The sequence below is a fragment of the Paracoccus sphaerophysae genome, from assembly GCF_000763805.1.
In the GTDB taxonomy this organism is placed as follows: domain Bacteria; phylum Pseudomonadota; class Alphaproteobacteria; order Rhodobacterales; family Rhodobacteraceae; genus Paracoccus; species Paracoccus sphaerophysae.
The window spans coordinates 1-15,594 of sequence record NZ_JRKS01000067.1 but is presented as its reverse complement, the minus strand read 5'-3'; the positions used below and the strand labels follow the sequence as shown (position 1 = coordinate 15,594).

14 protein-coding genes and 1 pseudogene are annotated in these 15,594 nt (G+C 70.5%); 9 read left to right on the top strand and 6 right to left on the bottom strand.

Translation table 11 applies throughout. The features are described 5' to 3' along the window. Nucleotides 1-44: 44 nt before the first annotated feature. The 5 genes from IC63_RS14225 to IC63_RS14205 all read left to right on the top strand — a co-directional run bounded on the left by IC63_RS14225 (nucleotide 45) and on the right by IC63_RS14205 (nucleotide 6,588). Nucleotides 45-905 carry a sulfotransferase family protein gene (locus tag IC63_RS14225; RefSeq protein ID WP_052042271.1) on the top strand — a complete coding sequence of 287 codons (861 nt, stop codon included), beginning with the start codon at nucleotides 45-47 and terminating at the stop codon, nucleotides 903-905. Nucleotides 906-1,152: 247 nt separating this feature from the next. Next, entirely contained in the window at nucleotides 1,153-3,360 is a 2,208-nt protein-coding gene (locus IC63_RS14220; RefSeq protein ID WP_156965505.1) for a polysaccharide biosynthesis protein, read from the top strand. Continuing rightward, nucleotides 3,357-4,676, top strand: coding sequence for a glycosyltransferase family 4 protein (locus IC63_RS14215; RefSeq protein ID WP_052042269.1), 1,320 nt, complete (start codon nucleotides 3,357-3,359; stop codon nucleotides 4,674-4,676). The genes IC63_RS14220 and IC63_RS14215 overlap by 4 nt, the downstream gene beginning before the upstream one ends. Then, on the top strand, nucleotides 4,673-5,485 hold the full coding sequence (locus IC63_RS14210) for a glycosyltransferase family protein (protein ID WP_036721472.1): 813 nt from the start codon (nucleotides 4,673-4,675) through the stop codon (nucleotides 5,483-5,485). The genes IC63_RS14215 and IC63_RS14210 overlap by 4 nt, the downstream gene beginning before the upstream one ends. Further along, a complete protein-coding gene (locus IC63_RS14205) occupies nucleotides 5,482-6,588 on the top strand; it encodes a glycosyltransferase (RefSeq protein ID WP_052042268.1) in 1,107 nt (368 codons plus the stop codon). The genes IC63_RS14210 and IC63_RS14205 overlap by 4 nt, the downstream gene beginning before the upstream one ends. Here the strand turns inward: IC63_RS14205 and IC63_RS14200 are convergent. From IC63_RS14200 to IC63_RS14180, 5 genes are all read right to left on the bottom strand, one after another. Then, nucleotides 6,555-7,232 carry an HAD family hydrolase gene (locus tag IC63_RS14200; protein WP_036721466.1) on the bottom strand — a complete coding sequence of 226 codons (678 nt, stop codon included), beginning with the start codon at nucleotides 7,230-7,232 and terminating at the stop codon, nucleotides 6,555-6,557. The genes IC63_RS14205 and IC63_RS14200 overlap by 34 nt on opposite strands. Continuing rightward, a complete protein-coding gene (locus IC63_RS14195; RefSeq protein WP_036721464.1) occupies nucleotides 7,207-8,169 on the bottom strand; it encodes an ATP-grasp domain-containing protein in 963 nt (320 codons plus the stop codon). The genes IC63_RS14200 and IC63_RS14195 overlap by 26 nt, the downstream gene beginning before the upstream one ends. Further along, complete coding sequence (locus tag IC63_RS14190; protein WP_156965504.1) at nucleotides 8,166-9,188, bottom strand: NAD-dependent epimerase/dehydratase family protein; 1,023 nt, start codon at nucleotides 9,186-9,188, stop codon at nucleotides 8,166-8,168. The genes IC63_RS14195 and IC63_RS14190 overlap by 4 nt, the downstream gene beginning before the upstream one ends. Further along, nucleotides 9,185-10,351, bottom strand: a complete 1,167-nt coding sequence (locus tag IC63_RS14185; RefSeq protein WP_036721456.1) for a nucleotide sugar dehydrogenase — start codon at nucleotides 10,349-10,351, stop codon at nucleotides 9,185-9,187. The genes IC63_RS14190 and IC63_RS14185 overlap by 4 nt, the downstream gene beginning before the upstream one ends. Nucleotides 10,352-10,421: 70 nt before the next feature. Further along, nucleotides 10,422-11,375: a sulfotransferase gene (locus tag IC63_RS14180; protein ID WP_198026340.1), complete on the bottom strand. Its 954-nt coding sequence runs from the start codon at nucleotides 11,373-11,375 to the stop codon at nucleotides 10,422-10,424. Between the two features lie 104 nt (nucleotides 11,376-11,479). Between IC63_RS14180 and IC63_RS14175 the strand changes: the two genes are divergently transcribed. Together IC63_RS14175 and IC63_RS14170 are read left to right on the top strand one after the other, a co-directional pair. Further along, entirely contained in the window at nucleotides 11,480-12,796 is a 1,317-nt protein-coding gene (locus IC63_RS14175; protein ID WP_036721452.1) for a lipopolysaccharide biosynthesis protein, read from the top strand. Nucleotides 12,797-12,991: 195 nt separating this feature from the next. Beyond that, nucleotides 12,992-13,561 carry a hypothetical protein gene (locus IC63_RS14170; protein WP_036721443.1) on the top strand — a complete coding sequence of 190 codons (570 nt, stop codon included), beginning with the start codon at nucleotides 12,992-12,994 and terminating at the stop codon, nucleotides 13,559-13,561. A 21-nt stretch (nucleotides 13,562-13,582) separates the two neighbouring features. Here IC63_RS14170 and IC63_RS14165 read toward each other — a convergent pair. Beyond that, nucleotides 13,583-13,894, bottom strand: a pseudogene (locus IC63_RS14165) (IS5/IS1182 family transposase); the annotation flags it as partial. Nucleotides 13,895-13,903: 9 nt separating this feature from the next. Here IC63_RS14165 and IC63_RS14160 point away from each other — a divergent pair. After that, entirely contained in the window at nucleotides 13,904-14,113 is a 210-nt protein-coding gene (locus IC63_RS14160; protein WP_198026341.1) for a Rid family hydrolase, read from the top strand. Nucleotides 14,114-14,235: 122 nt separating this feature from the next. After that, complete coding sequence (locus IC63_RS17070; protein ID WP_052042267.1) at nucleotides 14,236-15,519, top strand: DUF4123 domain-containing protein; 1,284 nt, start codon at nucleotides 14,236-14,238, stop codon at nucleotides 15,517-15,519. The last annotated feature ends 75 nt before the right edge of the window (nucleotides 15,520-15,594 follow it).

Below are 15,594 nucleotides of genomic sequence, written 5' to 3'. Positions count from 1 at the left end.
CACGCGGCCCCCGGCCCGCAGCCCGAAACCCCCGAGAAAACGCCATGACCACCCCGTCCGGTCTGCCGCATTTCATCATCGCCGGGGCCGCCAAGTCGGCGACCACCTGGCTGCAACGCTCGCTGCAGCAGTCGCCGGCGATCTTCATGCCCGACCACGAGCCGCATTTCTTCGCCTGCCATTACGACGAGGGCATGGCGGCCTATGAGGACCTGTTCGCAGCCGCACCCGCGGGCGCGATGCGCGGCGAAAAGTCGAACAGCTACCTGACCCAGCCCGAGGCCGCCGCGCGCATCGCCCGGCATCTGCCGGCCGTGCGGCTGGTCTTTCAGCTGCGCGACCCGGTGGCGCGGGCGTGGTCCGACTACCTGATGCTGCTGCGCCGCGGCGCGGTGGACCGCGACGTGGCCCGGCATCTGTCACCCGACCGCGCCGCCGGCGACCGGTTCCTGCATGACGGGCGGTATGGCCACCACCTGAGCCGATTCTACGAGCTGTTCGATCCGGCCCAGATCCTGGTGCTGAAATACGAGGACCTGCGCCGCGATCCGGCCGGCCATCTGGCCCGGCTGGCGGCGCATCTCGGCCTGGACGGCCCGCTAGCCGCGCCGCTGGACGGTCGGGTCAAGGACGCCTGCGCCGCGTCGGTCCCGCGGCCGCTGCGCCGGATGCTCGCGCCGCTGCGGCCGATCCTGGACCCGCTGCGCCACACCGCCCCGCTGCGCGGCCTGCGCGGCCTGGTGGCCCGGCCCGAGCGCTATCCCGAGCTGGACCCCGCCCTGCGCGCGCGAATCGCCGACTTCTATCGCGACGACACCGCCGAACTGGCCCGAATCACCGGGCTGGACGTCAGCGACTGGACGACGGCGGCGGCGCGCCCGCACCACCCCGCTCGGTCCGCCTGACCAGCCTGCGCGGCGGGAACGGCACGAAATTCAATTTGAGGTTGCAATTACCCGGTCAATTACACGGCTTGGTTAATGGGCGCGCCGTATTTCGGTCCCGAGATGCGTCCCCATTCCCGTTAACCTGTCTGAACTGATGGGTTCGCAACGCGGTCTGCGTGCGAGTTTCGGCGAAACCCTGCCTGAATCTGCGCGGTCGGGCGGCTTTTCGCCACCCGCCGCATTCGAATTGAAGGTCTGCGTCGCGATGGAAACACTGATCCGCAATTGCGCCCCCGGAGAGGAAAGGATCCGCCGGCGCCTGAAGAGAACCGTCATCGAGATCCGCGGCAACCGCAAGCTGCTGGCCGCAGACGCGTTTTCGGTCGCGATGGCGTCGATGGTCGCGGTTCTGCTGTCGTCGGGGCCGCATTTCAGCCGTGCCGAGCGCGCCGTTCTGCCCGAATTCGTGCTGCTGTCGCTGCTGGTCGTCCTGCCGGTCATGGCGCTTGGCGGCGCCTATCGGTGCCACCGCCACGCCTCCAGCCTGCCCGGCATGCTGGCCGTCGCCCCCAGCGTCGTGCTGGGGGTTGCGCTGTGCGGGCTGATCGCCCGCGGCGCAGGCGTCTTTCCCGAACTGACGCTGACCACCTTTCCGATCATGGTCCTGATGCTGCTGTCGCTCAGCGCCGGGGCGCGGGCGGCCGCCCGGATGCGCGAAGCGGCGCGGCACCGCCGGCGGCAAGCGCAGACGGCCGCCGAGGGGATCCCGGCGGTGCTGGTGGGGCTGGGGCCCGCGGCGGACCTGTTCATGCGCGCCGTGAATGACGGGCTGTCGCCCTATCGCGTCGTCGGCATCGTCGACACCTCGCTGGGCAGCACCGACCTGCTGTTCCACACCGCCCCGATCCTCGGATCGGTCCGCAGCCCGGGCGACGTGATCCGGCGGCTGTCCGAGATGCCGGAACGGCCGCGCTGCCTGCTGATCCCGGCTGCGACCTCGCATTTCGAAACCGAGGGGATCGCCACGCTGCGCGCCTGGGCCGAGGCGCAGGGCGTCCGCATCCGCGCGCTGCCCGGCCTGACCGACGGGCTTGCCGGCGGCACCGGCGTTCCGCAGCCGATCGACCCCGAGGACATCCTGACCCGCCCGCAGAAGCGGGTCGAACTGGCGCTGCTGCAGCAGACCTATCGCGGCCAGCGGGTGCTGGTCACCGGCGCCGGCGGCTCGATCGGCAGCGAGCTGGTGCGCCAGCTGGCCTCGCTGGACCCGGCCGAGCTGATCCTGATCGAGAATTGCGAACTGAACGCCTATCACGTGGACCGGATGCTGGCCCGGCATTTCCCGAACGTGCCGCGGGCGCTGCATATCGGGTGCATCCGCGACAAGCAGCACGTCGATGCGATCTTTGCCGCGCACCGCCCCTCGCTGGTCTTCAACGCGGCGGCGCTGAAGCACGTCCCGCTGGTCGAGGCCAACCCCTGCGAGGGGGTGCTGACCAACATCATCGGCACCCGGAATGTCTGCGACGCCGCGCGCCGGTTCGGGGTGCGGGCGCTGGTCCAGGTGTCGACCGACAAGGCCGTCAACACGACCAACATCATGGGCGCGACCAAGCGGGTGGCCGAGTTCTATTGCCAGGCGCTGGACCTGATCAGCCGCGACATGGGTGCCACCACCCGGTTCTTTGCGGTGCGGTTCGGCAACGTGCTGGGCTCGTCCGGGTCGCTGATCCCGCTGTTTCAGGAACAGATCGCCCGCGGCGGGCCGCTGACCATCACCGACGCGCGGATGGAACGGTTCTTCATGACCATCCGCGAGGCGGTCGAGCTGACGCTCGTCTCGGCCGCGCACGGGCTGTCGGACACCGAGAACATGGGGCGCATCTTTGTGCTGGACATGGGCGAGCCGGTCCCGATCGTCGAACTGGCCGAGCGGATGATCCGCATGGCCGGCAAGACGCCCGGCACCGACATTCCCATCCAGTTCATCGGCATCCGCCCGGGTGAGAAGCTGTACGAGGAGCTGTTCGACCGCGCCGAACAGGTCGTCCCGGCCAGCTTCCCCGGCGTCGCCTGCGCGATCCCGCGCCCGGTGGCGATGCCGCGGCTGCGGGCTGGCATGCACCGGCTGGAACAGGCCGCGCGGGCGGGGGACGCCGCGGCCGTGCGCGAGGGTCTGGCCGCGCTGGTGCCGGGCTTTGGCGGCGGCCCCGCAGCCGAGGACGCCCTCACCGCGGTGGTCCCGCACGCTGCGGCTGCGGCGGACGCCGCGGCTGGCTCGCCGCGGCTTGACCTGCCGGTCTTCGCCGCCATGACACCCCCGCCCGCCGGCCCGCCGCCGGCCGAGGCGCAGGAGCGGCGCAGACCCGCTGCAACCAATGGCTCGCCGGCAGCTGCGATCCGTCAGGTCCCGCCCGCGCAGCGCCTGTCGCTGCCCTCCGTGCCCGCAGCGCTGGAACCGGCCGTCGCATGATCGGCGGCCAGCCCGCCCCGCCCGAGGGGGCGCCGCAGCGCCCCGCGCCGCGGCGCGTGCTGGTCATCGGCGGGCTGGCCTGGTCGCTGGTCAATTTCCGTCTGCAGCTGATGCGGCGGATGGTCGCCAACGGGCACGAGGTGATCGCCGCCGCGCCCGACTTCGACCCCGCGACGCAGGCCATCCTCGAGGCCGCGCGGATCGATCCGGTCCATGTCCCGATGGACCGCACCGGCATCAACCCGCGCCACGACCTGGAAACGCTGGACGCCCTGCGGCGGCTGATCCGGCAGCGCCGTCCCGACGTGGTCCTCGCCTATACGATGAAGCCGATCGTCTATGGCTGCTGGGCGGCGCGGCTCGAAGGCGACCTGCGCTGCCACCCGCTTTTCACCGGGCTGGGCTATGCGTTTTCCGACCCCAACCCGACGGGCAAGCGGCGCGCCGTGCGCGCGGCGGCGATCCTGCTGCACCGCCACGCGCTGCGCAGCGTGCGGCTGGGCTTTGTCTATAACGACGCCGACCGTGCCGACCTGCGCCGCTTCCGCATGGTCCCTGCCTCGGCGCGGCTGGTGCCGGTGCCGGGCTCGGGCGCCGACACGGCGCATTTCACCCCGCAGCCGTTGCCCGCCGCGCCGCCGCTGGTTTTCCTGTTCGTGGGGCGGATGCTGTTCAGCAAGGGGCTGACTGACCTGCGCGACGCGGCGCGCCTGCTGCGCGGCCAGGGCCATGCGTTCCGGGTCGAACTGCTTGGCCCCACCGACAGCAACCCCGATGCGGTCGACGCGGCGACGCTGAACGCTTGGCAGGCGGCGGGCGAGGTCGTCTGGCACGGCGCCACCCGCGATGTGCGGCCCTACATTGCCGCCTGTCACGTGCTGGTGCTGCCGACGCGGCTGCGCGAGGGGATCCCGCGCACCATCCTCGAGGCGATGGCCTGCGGGCGGCCGGTGATCACCACCGACGCGCCCGGCTGCGGCGAGACGGTCGGCGACGGCGATGCCGGGTTCGCGGTCCCGCCGGGCAATCCCGCGGCGCTGGCCGCGGCGATGCGGCGGTTCCTGGACGACCCCGGTCTGACGGCGCGGCTGGGCGAAAACGCGCGGCAGCGCGTGTGCCGGAACAACGACGTGCACGCGATCAACCGCCTGCTGCTGACCGAAATGGGTCTGGAACTGCGGGACCATCCCCCGACGCTGCCCCCCGCCGACAACCTTGCGCCGCCGGCCCCGCCGCCGGCGACGGCCGACGATCCGGGCGCGCTTGCCTTCTCGTCGGCGGCAATCCGCATCATAAGTCGCGGAGCGGTCCGGTGAAGACGGTGCTGATGGCAGCCGCGCCGGTGTCGGACCCGACCGATCCGGCGCCGCGGATTCCAAACGCCATGGTCGAGATCGGCGGACGGCCGATCATCACCCATGTCATGGACATCTTCAGCCACTTCCGGCAGCGCGACTTCATCATCGCCGCCGGGACGGGCGCGATCGGGATCAAGCAGTTCTTCGCCAATTACGACATGCTGACCCACGACCTGACGGTCTGCATCGGCGCCGGCCGGGTCGAGCTGCAACCCTCGCCCGGCGTCGCGCTGACGCTCAGCGTCGTCGATTCAGGGCCGGCAACGGCCAGCGGCGGGCGGCTGCGCCGGCTTCGCCGCCGGCTGGGGACAGAGACGTTCCTCTTGAGCTATGGCGACGCGCTGGGCAACGTGGACATCGACGCGCTTCTGGGGTTCCACCGCCGCCACGGCAAGCTGGCGACGGTGACCGCGGTCAGGCCGCCGGCGCGGGCGGGGGCGCTGGACCTGCGCGGCGACCGGGTGGTCGACGTCCGCCAGGAACTGCCGGCCGAGGATGCCTGGATCAATGGCGGCTTCCTGGTCCTTGAGCCCGAGGCGCTGGACTATGTCGTCGACGACGATGCGCCGCTGGAACACGGGCCGATGATGCAGCTGGCGCTGGACGGAGAGCTGATGGCCTATCGCCATTCCGGCTTCTGGCACCCGCTGGACACGGTCGAGGATCGCCGCTTTCTGGGCGCCTGCTGCAAGGCCGAGGTCCCGCCCTGGCTGAGCTTTCCCGCCGCGGGGCCGCCGCGGGCCGACGGTCCGGCGCCGTTTCCGTGAGACTGCTGCTGGTCCAGGGCGGCTTCGGCGCCGGCGGCGCCGAAAAGATCATGGCGGCGCTGGCCGGCCATCGCGCCGCGCAGGGCGACGAGGTCCATGTCGCCGCCATGATGATGCCCGCGGCGGGATCGTTCTTTCCCTATGACCCGCGGGTGCGGCTGCACCTGCTGCGCTCGGGGCCCGGGATGCTGCGCCAGCCGGGCCGCGCGGCGGCGATCCGGGGCCTGATCCGGCGGCTGCGGCCCGACCTGGTGGTCAGCTTCCTGACCAAGGTGAACTGCCTGACGCTGATCGCCGCCGCCGGGACCGGGGTGCCGGTGGTGGTCTCGGAACGCAACAACCCCGCCCGGCAGTCCGCCGGCGGCTGGCAGCGCCTGCAGGCCGCGCTGCTGCCCCGCGCCGCCGGCATCGCCATGCAGACCCGGGATGCGGCGCGGGACCTGCCGCCGGCGCAGGCGCGCCGCGCCCATGTGATCGCCAATCCCTGCCGCCCGGTGGACTTCACCCCGCCGCCGCCGGCGCCCGAGTGCCGGTTCGTGGCGGTCGGGCGGCTGGACCCGCAAAAGGGCTTTGACCGGCTGATCGACGCCTTTGCCGCCCTGCCGCGCGACCTGCCCGCCACGCTGTCGATCTTTGGCGAGGGGCCGCAGCGCGCCGCGCTGGCGGATCGAATCGCCGCCGCCAGCCTGGGCGGGCGGGTCCGGCTTGCCGGCCTTGCGCCGTCGCCGGCGGCATGGCTGGGCGCGGGGGACGTGCTGGTGCTGAGTTCGCGCTATGAGGGGTTCAGCAACGTCCTGGCCGAGGCCGCCTGTTCCGGCCTGCCGGCGGTGGCCGTGGACTGTCCCTTCGGCGTGCGCGACATCATCGAGCCCGAGGTGAACGGCCTGATCGTCCCCGAGGGCGATCCGGCCGAGACGACGGCGGCGCTGACTGGCGCGATGGCCCGGATCGCCCGCGACCCGGCGCTGCGGGCGCGGCTGGCAAGCGCCCCGGGCGGCGTCGCGGCGCGGCTGGACCCGGCGCGCATCCTGGGCCAGTGGGACGTGCTGATCGCCGAGGCGCTGGCCGCTCAGCCCGCCGCCGCGATCACCACGTCCAGCTGATCGAGGCTTTCGATCTGCGCCTGCGCGGCATGGGCCGCGTCGGGGGCGGCGCCGTCATGGACCCGTTCGGGGCGCAGCAGCTGCACGGTCAGCCAGCCCAGCCGGTTCGGGGTGACGAAATCCTTGGCCGCGTTGTCCGCGACATAGACGCAGGGACCGCCTGCCGCGGCCGCGACCAGGTCGAACGCCCTCGGGTGCGGCTTGCCGAAGCCCGCCGGCCACTGCCCGGTCGGGACCACCACCGCGATCCGGTGGGCCAGCCCAAGGGCGGCGATCTTGGCGCGCTGCATGGCTTCGGGTCCATCGGTGATCAGGCCGTGCGCGCCGCCATGCGCATCCAGCCAGCGCGCCGCGTCCCGGCACAGCGCGATCTTCGGGGGATGGGCGCGGAACAGGGCGACGAGGTTCCCCACCGCCTCGGCCCCGTCGAGCCCGAAATCGCGCAGCGCGGCGTCGAAGATGTCGCCCCGGCGGCCTGCGGCAAAGGCCGCGATGCAATGCTCGGCAAACCCCTCGACCCCGTGGCGGGCGCGCATCGCGGCGCCCACCGCACGAAAGCCGCTGAACGCAAAGTCGCGTTCCAGATACAGCGTGTCGTCCAGGTCGAAGACGACGCGCTCAGCCCAGAAAGACGGCATCGTCATAGCGCAGCATCACCACCCCGTCGCGCCAGTCGTCATGGGCGGCGCAGCTGCCCGCGGCGACCTCGTCGACCAGCCAGTCGGCGAACCGGCCGCCGGCGGCATGGGCCAGCGGATAGCCGCCCCCGAAGCGGGCGTTGATCTCGATGATCCGGGGCCCGAGGGCGGGATCGTCGATGACCTGGAAGCACAGCACCCCCTGCGCGCCCGGCAGCGCCCGGTGGACCAGCCCGGCCAGGCGGGCGAGGTCCTCGCGCCGCGTGGTGCGGCCCTTTTCGACCTCGCCGGCACGAACCTGCAGCCGCTCGTGCGGGACCACGCAGCGCAACCGGCCCTGCTGGTCGATGAACATGTTGACGGTGAATTCGCGTCCCGACAGCACCGGCTGGAACATCATCGGCTCGGCGAACGCCGGCGGCAGCGAGGCGGCGTCGGCGTAAACGCCCAGCCCGCGGCTGGCGCTGCCCCCGACCGGCTTGCCGAAGACCGGCCAGCCCAGCCGGCCCGGATCGGCGCGCAGCGTGGCCTCGTCCACCGTGTCGGGCACCGGGGCGCCGGCCTGGGCCAGCACCGTCATGGTCCGCAGCTTGTCGCGGGCGATGGCGACCACCTCGGGCGCCGAGACATGGACCCGCGCCCCCGCCGCCGCCAGCCGCCCGGCCGCCGCCGCGTAGGCGGGCAGCTCGGTGTCGATCGTCGGCACGATCAGGCGGATGCCGTGGCGGCGCACGATGTCCTCGATCGCGTCGATGAAGCCCGGCTCGGTGCAGCGCGGCACGGCATGGGCGGCATCGGCCAGCGCGCAGGCCGAGGACAGGCCCGGCACCAGGTCGCAGGCGTGCAGCTCGACCTCCGGCCGGGCGCCGCGAAAGGCCCCGACCAGCGCCGCCCGGCGCCCCGCCGACGAGATCAGCACCGGCAGCGGGCTCTCGCCGGTCATTCCGCCGGCGCGCCGTAATAGTCGCGGAACCACGCGACATAGGCGCGCAGCCCGTCCCGGACCGAGGTGCGCGGCGCATAACCGGTCAGCCGCCGCAGCAGCGTCGTGTCGGCCCAGGTGGCGGGGACGTCGCCGGGCTGCATGGGCAGCATCTGCTTGACGGCGGAGACCCCGGCCGCGTCCTCGATCGCGGCGATGAAGTCCAGCAGCGGCACCGATTCGCCGTTGCCGATATTGACCGCCCGCCAGGGCGCGACCGGCGACAGGCTGTCGCCGGGCTGGATCGCCTCGGCGCTGTCGGGCCGCACCGGGGGCACGTCGATCAGCAGCCGGATCGCCCGCACCAGGTCCCCGACATAGGTAAAGTCGCGCCGCATGTCGCCGTGGTTGAAGACCTTGATCGGCTCGCCCCGCAGGATCGCGCTGGTGAACAGGTAGGGCGCCATGTCGGGCCGCCCCCAGGGGCCATAGACGGTGAAGAACCGGAACACCGTCACTGGCAGCCCGTAGAGATGGGCATAGCTGTGCGCCATCGCCTCGTTGGCCTTCTTGGTGGCGGCATAGAACGACATCTGGGTGTCGACCTTGTCGGTCTCGCGATAGGGCATGGCGGTGTTGGCGCCATAGACCGAGCTGGTCGAGGCCATCAGCAGATGCGCGGGGGGATGGGCGCGGGCGGCCTCGAGCAGTTCGAAGCTGCCTTGCAGGTTCGCCTCGACATAGGCCCGCGGCTTGTCGATCGAATGGCGCACGCCGGCCTGTGCGGCCAGGTGGACGACCGCCTGCGGCCGGTGCCGGGCAAACAGCTCTGCCAGCAGGCCCGGCTGTTCCAGCTTGCCGCGGATGGGGTGATAGCCGGGGCGCGAGGTCAGCCGCGCCTCGCGCGCGGCCTTCAGCGCAGGGTCGTAATAGTCGTTGTGGCTGTCGAGGCCCACGACCTCGTGGCCCTCGTCCAGTAGCAGTGCCGCAAGGTGATAGCCGATGAAGCCGGCCGCGCCCGTTACCAGAACCCGCATCAGTCCACCCCGAACAGATCGCGCGTGAACAGCTTGCCGGACACGTCGTCCAGTTCCGCGTGGCGACGGTTGGCGACGATCAGGTCGGCCTCGCGCTTGAACGCGCCCAGGTCGCGCACCACGGGACTGTTGAAGAAATGCGTCTCGTCCAGCGCCGGTTCATAGACGATGCAGGGGATTCCCTTGGCCTTGACGCGCTTCATGATGCCCTGGACCGAGCTGTCGCGGAAGTTGTCCGACCCCGCCTTCATCACCAGCCGATAGATGCCGACCACGGCCGGCTGCCGCTCGATGATGCGGTCGGCGATGAAGTCCTTGCGGGTGCGGTTCGAGTCGACGATGGCGGCGATCAGCTTTTGCGGGACCTGGTCATAGTTGGCGAGCAGCTGCTTGCTGTCCTTGGGCAGGCAATAGCCGCCATAGCCAAAGCTGGGGTTGTTGTAATGCGCGCCGATGCGCGGGTCCAGCCCGACGCCCCCGATGATCTGGCCCGTCGACAGCCCGCGGGCGATCGCATAGCTGTCCAGCTCGTTGAAATAGGCCACCCGCATGGCGAGAAAGGTGTTGGCGAACAGCTTGATCGCCTCGGCCTCGGTCGGCCCGGTGAACAGCACCGGCACGTCGCGGTCGATCGCGCCCTCGAGCAGCAGCGCGGCAAAGCGGTGCGCCGCCGCCGAGGTGTCGCCGACGACGATGCGCGAGGGGTGAAGGTTGTCGTACAACGCCCGGCCCTCGCGCAGGAACTCGGGCGCGAACAGGATCGCGTCGGTGCCATGCTGGTCCCGCATCCGGGTGACGAAGCCCACGGGCACCGTCGAGCGCACCACGATGACCGCGTCCGGGGCGCGGGCGCGCGCCTCGGCGATCACCGCTTCGACCGTGCGGGTGTCAAAGCCGTTGGTCACCGGGTCATAGTTGGTCGGAGTCGCCACAACGACGAATTGGGCGCCCGCATAGGCGGTGTGCGGATCGGCGGATGCGGTCAGCCGCAGCGGCCGGGTGGCCAGGTATTCGGTGATCTCGGGGTCGTCGATGGGCGCGCGGCGGTCCGCGACCAGGCTCACCCGGACCGGATCGACATCCAGCGCCGTGACGTCGTGGTGTTGCGCCAGCAGCACGGCATTCGACAATCCGACGAATCCCAATCCGACGACGGTGATTTTCACGCCATTCCCCCGGCTGCCGCGAATGCGCCATCAATTGCCGGCTAATGCGGCAGGTCGCGTGAACGCCGCATCAGTCCCGGACAGTGTCTTCCGTCTGATAGCCATATTGCGACAGATCGAACCCTATCAATTCCGATAGGATCGAATTGGATTGCGCAAATCGTCCGGCGAACCGGTGGCGGACCAGCGCCGTCATGCGGCGCTCGAGCCGGCGGTCCAGCGCCGCCGTCCAGCGCGGGTCGAGCCGCCCGGACAGCGCCCCGAAGCGCCGCCGGAACCCGCCCAGCGCCACCGCGCGGCTATGGCTCAACTCGTTCGCGCTGAGCCAGCGGTTGACCTGCCGCTGGGCCAGCTGAAAGCTGGCGGCGCGCTTGGCGTTCTGGGTCCGCGTCACCGGCGGCGGCGCCTCGCGCCCGACGAAGCGCAGGATCCGCTGCAGGGTGGGGCCGGGGCTGCGGGCGAACTCCTCGAACGGCAGGCACAGCACGCGGTCGGCGCCAAAGAGCGCGCGATAGCGCTGGACCAGCCGGTGATAGCGATAGAATTCCTCGGAAAATCCGGGGATCCGCTTGAGAAACGGCTCGCGCGGGGACAGGTAGTCACGCAGGTTCAGATCGCCGCCGTCGCTGACATACTGCGAATACATCGACAGGATCGAGGCGCGCTGTTCGCGCACGACGATCAGGATCCGGGCCTGCGGAAAGCAGCGATGCAGCCGGTCGGCGATGATGGTGCTGTCGAACCCACCCGAGGGCGGATAGCCCGAAAAGCGTTCGTGCGACAGCACCGGCACCCGTCCCTGTTCCGCCGCACGGTCCAGAAGCGGCGTGTAATGTCGGGTCGCCGCGGCGGCGTCAAAGCACATCGGCTGCGGCACGACAAAGCGCTGGACCAGCGCGTGGCGCGGTCCGGGCGGGGGCAGGAACGCGCCGCCGGGATCGGCGAAAAGCTGGTCCTGCAACACCGTCGAGGCGGCCTTGTGATAACCGACATGGATCAGCATTTCCGCCGCCGTTCTTGTCATGGATGCAAAATCCGTTTGCCTTTGGACGCCGCCCGGGACATGGAATGAAGCGAATCGCGCGCCCGTCCCGCCCCTTTTGCCGCGGCCCGAAATATGGTGCTGAGTTGAGCGACAATCAAAAGAAATCGCGGCGCGGCGGGCTGCGGCGAAATCTGTCATGGACATTCTCGGGGCAGCTTGTCGTTTCGCTGATTGCGGTGGCGACGCTGTTCATCACCGCCCGCGCGCTGGGGGCGGCGGCGCTGGGGGTGCTGGCGCTGGTCGAGGCCTATGTCCGGCTGATCGACCTGATCTTTCGGCTGGAACCGTGGCAGGCGGTGATCCGGTTCGGGGTGCGCGCCCACGATGCCGGCGACGACGCCGCGCTGGCCCGGCTGGTCAAGCTGTCGCTCTTGGTCGATGCGGCGGGCGGGGCGCTGGCCGGGCTGGTCTGCCTGCTGACCGCGCCGTTCCTGGCGCCGCTGACCGGCCTGCCGGCCGGGACCGGCGTGCATTATGTCCAGCTGGTGGCGCTGGGGCTGTTCCTGTCGTTCCGGCCGACCGCGCTGGCGGTGCTGCGCATCTTTGACCGCTTCGACGTGCTGGCGCGCATCGACGTCGCCTCGGCCCTGCTGCGCCTTGCGCTCACCGCGGCGGCGTGGCTGGCCGGCCTGGGGCTGTGGGCGTTCGTGCTGCTGCTGCTGCTGCAAAGCCTGATGGACGGGCTGCTGGCGCTGGTCTTTGCGCTGCGGCTGCTGCGCCGGCGGGGGGTGCGCGGGGTGGCCGGCGCGGACTGGCGGCGGGCGCTGGCCGAGAACCCCGGCTTCCTGCGGTTCCTGTGGAACTCGAACGTCAACGTCATCCTCCGCCAATCGGTCAACCGGCTGGACGTGCTGGCGGTGGGGGCGCTGCTGGACCTGCGGGCGGTCGGCTTCTACCAGCTGGGCAAGCGGGTGATGAACCGCGCCACCAAGTTGGCGGCGCCGCTGCGCCAGGTGGTCTTTCCCGAACTGTCCCGGCTGTGGTCGCGCGGCCAGCATGCCCGGTTCAACCGGATGGTCCTGCGGATGAGCCTCGCCATCCTGGCGGTGCAGCTGGTCGTCGCGGTGCCGATCCTGCTGAACCTCGAGGCGGTGATCCGGCTGATCTTCGGCCCCGATTACGCCGGAGCCGGCCCGGTGATGGCGATCCTGCTGGAGTCGTCGATCGTCTATGCCTCGGGGATCATCCTCAACCCGGCCTTGCTGGCGATGGGCCGGGACCGGCTGCTGGTCCGGGCGACCACGGTGTCGGCCGTGCTGATGGCCGCTTCCTTCGTGCCGCTGGTGATGGCCTACGGGGTCGAGGGCGCGGCCCTGGCCAATCTCGGCTTCAACCTCGCCTGGACGGCGGGCTGCCTGCTGGGGTTCCGCCACGTGCGAGGTTCGCTCGGGGGGGCGTGACCGCTCGGGGGCCTGACGCGGCGCGTCAGCGCCCTAATGGCCGCGCCCGGCCATCTCACCACAGTCGGCCGCGATCGGACAGCGCCCCCGCACCCCGCTTTCGCGATTCACAGCCGATTCACACCGCCGGTGCGAATCATCCCCCAAGGCGCAGCACCTGGCCTGCGCCGACCGTCACATCGGGGGAGAACCGTCATGACCGAAGCCAAAGGGCCGATCTTTGCCGCCGGATTCCAGGCCATCACCAAAGGCGGGTATCCCGTCCTGCTGCTGCCTGACGTCAACAACGACGCGCGGCAGCGCGAGGGCAAGCCGCCGGTCTATCACTGGCTGCCCAACACCGTCCGCCTCGCCCGGAAAGAGAACGGCGATTACAAGTTCAGCTTCCTGCATTTCGTCGGCGTGCGCGACGAGGAAACCCATGTCGGCGCCACCGGCACGGAAGAGGTCGCCGGCGCCCTGGTCGGCTTCGCTACCACCTCGACCCCGCCCCCGGGCGTGCTGGAGAAGGTGAAGGAGGAGCAGAAAGCGCGGTTTCGCGGCAGCAACGATCACTTCTGGGGCTGGCGCTCGGGGGTCGAACCCGATCTGCGGCCGGCGCCGATCGTGTCCAATACCATGTCGATCACCGACCTGGCCCCCGGCAGCGACGGCGGGGTGCCGGTGATCGACCCGCCCGGCGGCGGCGGTGCGTCCGGTGATTCCCCCGGTGGCGCCCCGATGCCGCCGACCGGCGTTGTTGCGTATCTCACGCCTGAGGCATGATAGCCCCTTTCCCCCACGGCATCAGCCGACGCGAACGATTTCAGCCGCTCCGAGGGCCGAGAAGCGGTTCATGAGGGCGATGCGGATCTGGATTTCGGCGGTCTGGCGGTCCGGGTCTCTTTCGGCGATGCGCTCACCGAAGGTTTTGAGACACCGCATCTTTGCCTCGATGCGGCTTCGGACATGGTATCCGGTCCAGCGTTTCCAGAACGCCCGGCCGTAGGAGCGCGTGGCGCGGGCGATCGCGGCCGGGCAGTCCTCTTTCCAAGGCCGGCCGTTCTTGCGGATCGGTATGATCGCCGTGGCCTCGCGGTCGATGACGGCGGTGTGGCAGCCCTGGGCATGTCGGTGGGCGACATCATCAAGATGCAGGCCTTCCTGGTCGCCCCGGAAGGCGAGGCGGTCGATTTTGATGGCTTCATGAAGGGCTATTCGCAGTTCTTCGGGACCGAGGAGCAGCCGAACCTGCCCGTCCGCTCGGCCATGGTGGTCGATGCACTGGTCAATCCCGGCTGGCTGGTCGAGCTGGAAGTGACGGCCGTGCGACCCTAACCATTGGCAGGCCGGGCGCGTGTCGTGCCCGGTCTTTTTCTGTCCGTCATCATAGCGATGCTTTAGGGCGAACTCAGCCAGCCTGCTCTGCACGCTCACTGCTGATCCATCGGCTGAGGAAATTGACGTCGCTTTCGCAGATCAGCCAGGGCGCGCGCCCGGTTTCCGGCCCCCTGCCGATGGTGGCGGCTGCGCCGCAGACCCGGTTCGCGGTGACGCGGATCGACGCTGTCACCCCGCTCGACGATCAGCTTGGCATCGACCCGAAGCGCGGCTGGCCGGCGGCGCTCGACCTGTTTTTCGCGTCGGATCGCGGGCGGCATTGCTATGTGTTGCTCGATGCGGCCGAGGGTGACGGGCTGACCGAGCTGCTGGACGGCTCCGGGCTGGACCATGTCTGTCTGTATCAAGGCGCCGCCCTGTATGAGCTGGGCGAGGTCGCGCCCTGGCTGGTGCGGCTGGAGCCCGGCAGCAGCTTTGCCCGGATGCTGCTGACGCGCGGGCGGTCGCCGGCCAGCATGTGGGGGCGGTTTGGTGGCCTGTATCTGCGGACCGATGCCGGGCTGGGCGATCTGCGGGCCCATCTGCGGCGGCGGCTGCGGGTGCAGGACGCATCGGGCAAGGCCTATTATCTGCGCTTCTGGGACAGGCGGCTGATCGCGGAACTGGCGCGGTTGCAGGGCGATTCTGCCGATATCCTGCGGGCGCAGTTCGATGGCCGCGATCTGCGCATCGACGCGCTGGCCCGCGATCTGGGCGAGGGCAATTTCGCCATCATTGCACGCCAGAATGGCGGGGATGCCGGCATGGCGGCGCCGGCAGCAGCGGCCACCGCCAGCCGCGCGGATCTGACGCTGCCGGCGGTGCTGCGCGCGGTGCGGGCATCGGCGCAGACGACCTGTGTGCAGGTGGTCACCGACGGGCTGATGCGGTCGATCCCGCGGCATCTGCGGATGCTGGATGTCCGGCGCGCCGAGGTCGAACGGCTGGTCGTGCAGGTCGCGGCCGATGCGCGCGGCTTTGGCGTCACTGGGCGGGCAGCGATCGGCAAGCTGGCCGCCGCATCGGCCTTTCTGGGCTATCGGATGCTGTATGATCCGCGGCTGGCACGGCTTTGCGCGCCCTGGCTGCCGGTGCGCGCGCCGCTGTCGGATCTCGCGTCGGTCACCCGGATGATCGAGGGTATCGCCGAATGGCGTAACAAGCAGGGGCTGGTCGGCGATCTGGCGCAACAACTGGCTGCCATCGGCCAGACCGGGCCGGACCCGGCGCGCAGCGACGGCGGGGCGCAGGGGATTATGGCCGACTGTCGCGTAGCCCTTAAAAGGGCTCTGCCTCAATCTGTGTGGCGCAGGGCGTTGTTGCGCAACTCAGCTAGCGGCGTGAGCTGCCCCTTTCCCCGCTGAACTCAGCTGACGCGAACGATCTCGGCGGTGCCGAGGGCGGAGAAGCGGTTCATGAGAGCAATGCGGATGTGGATC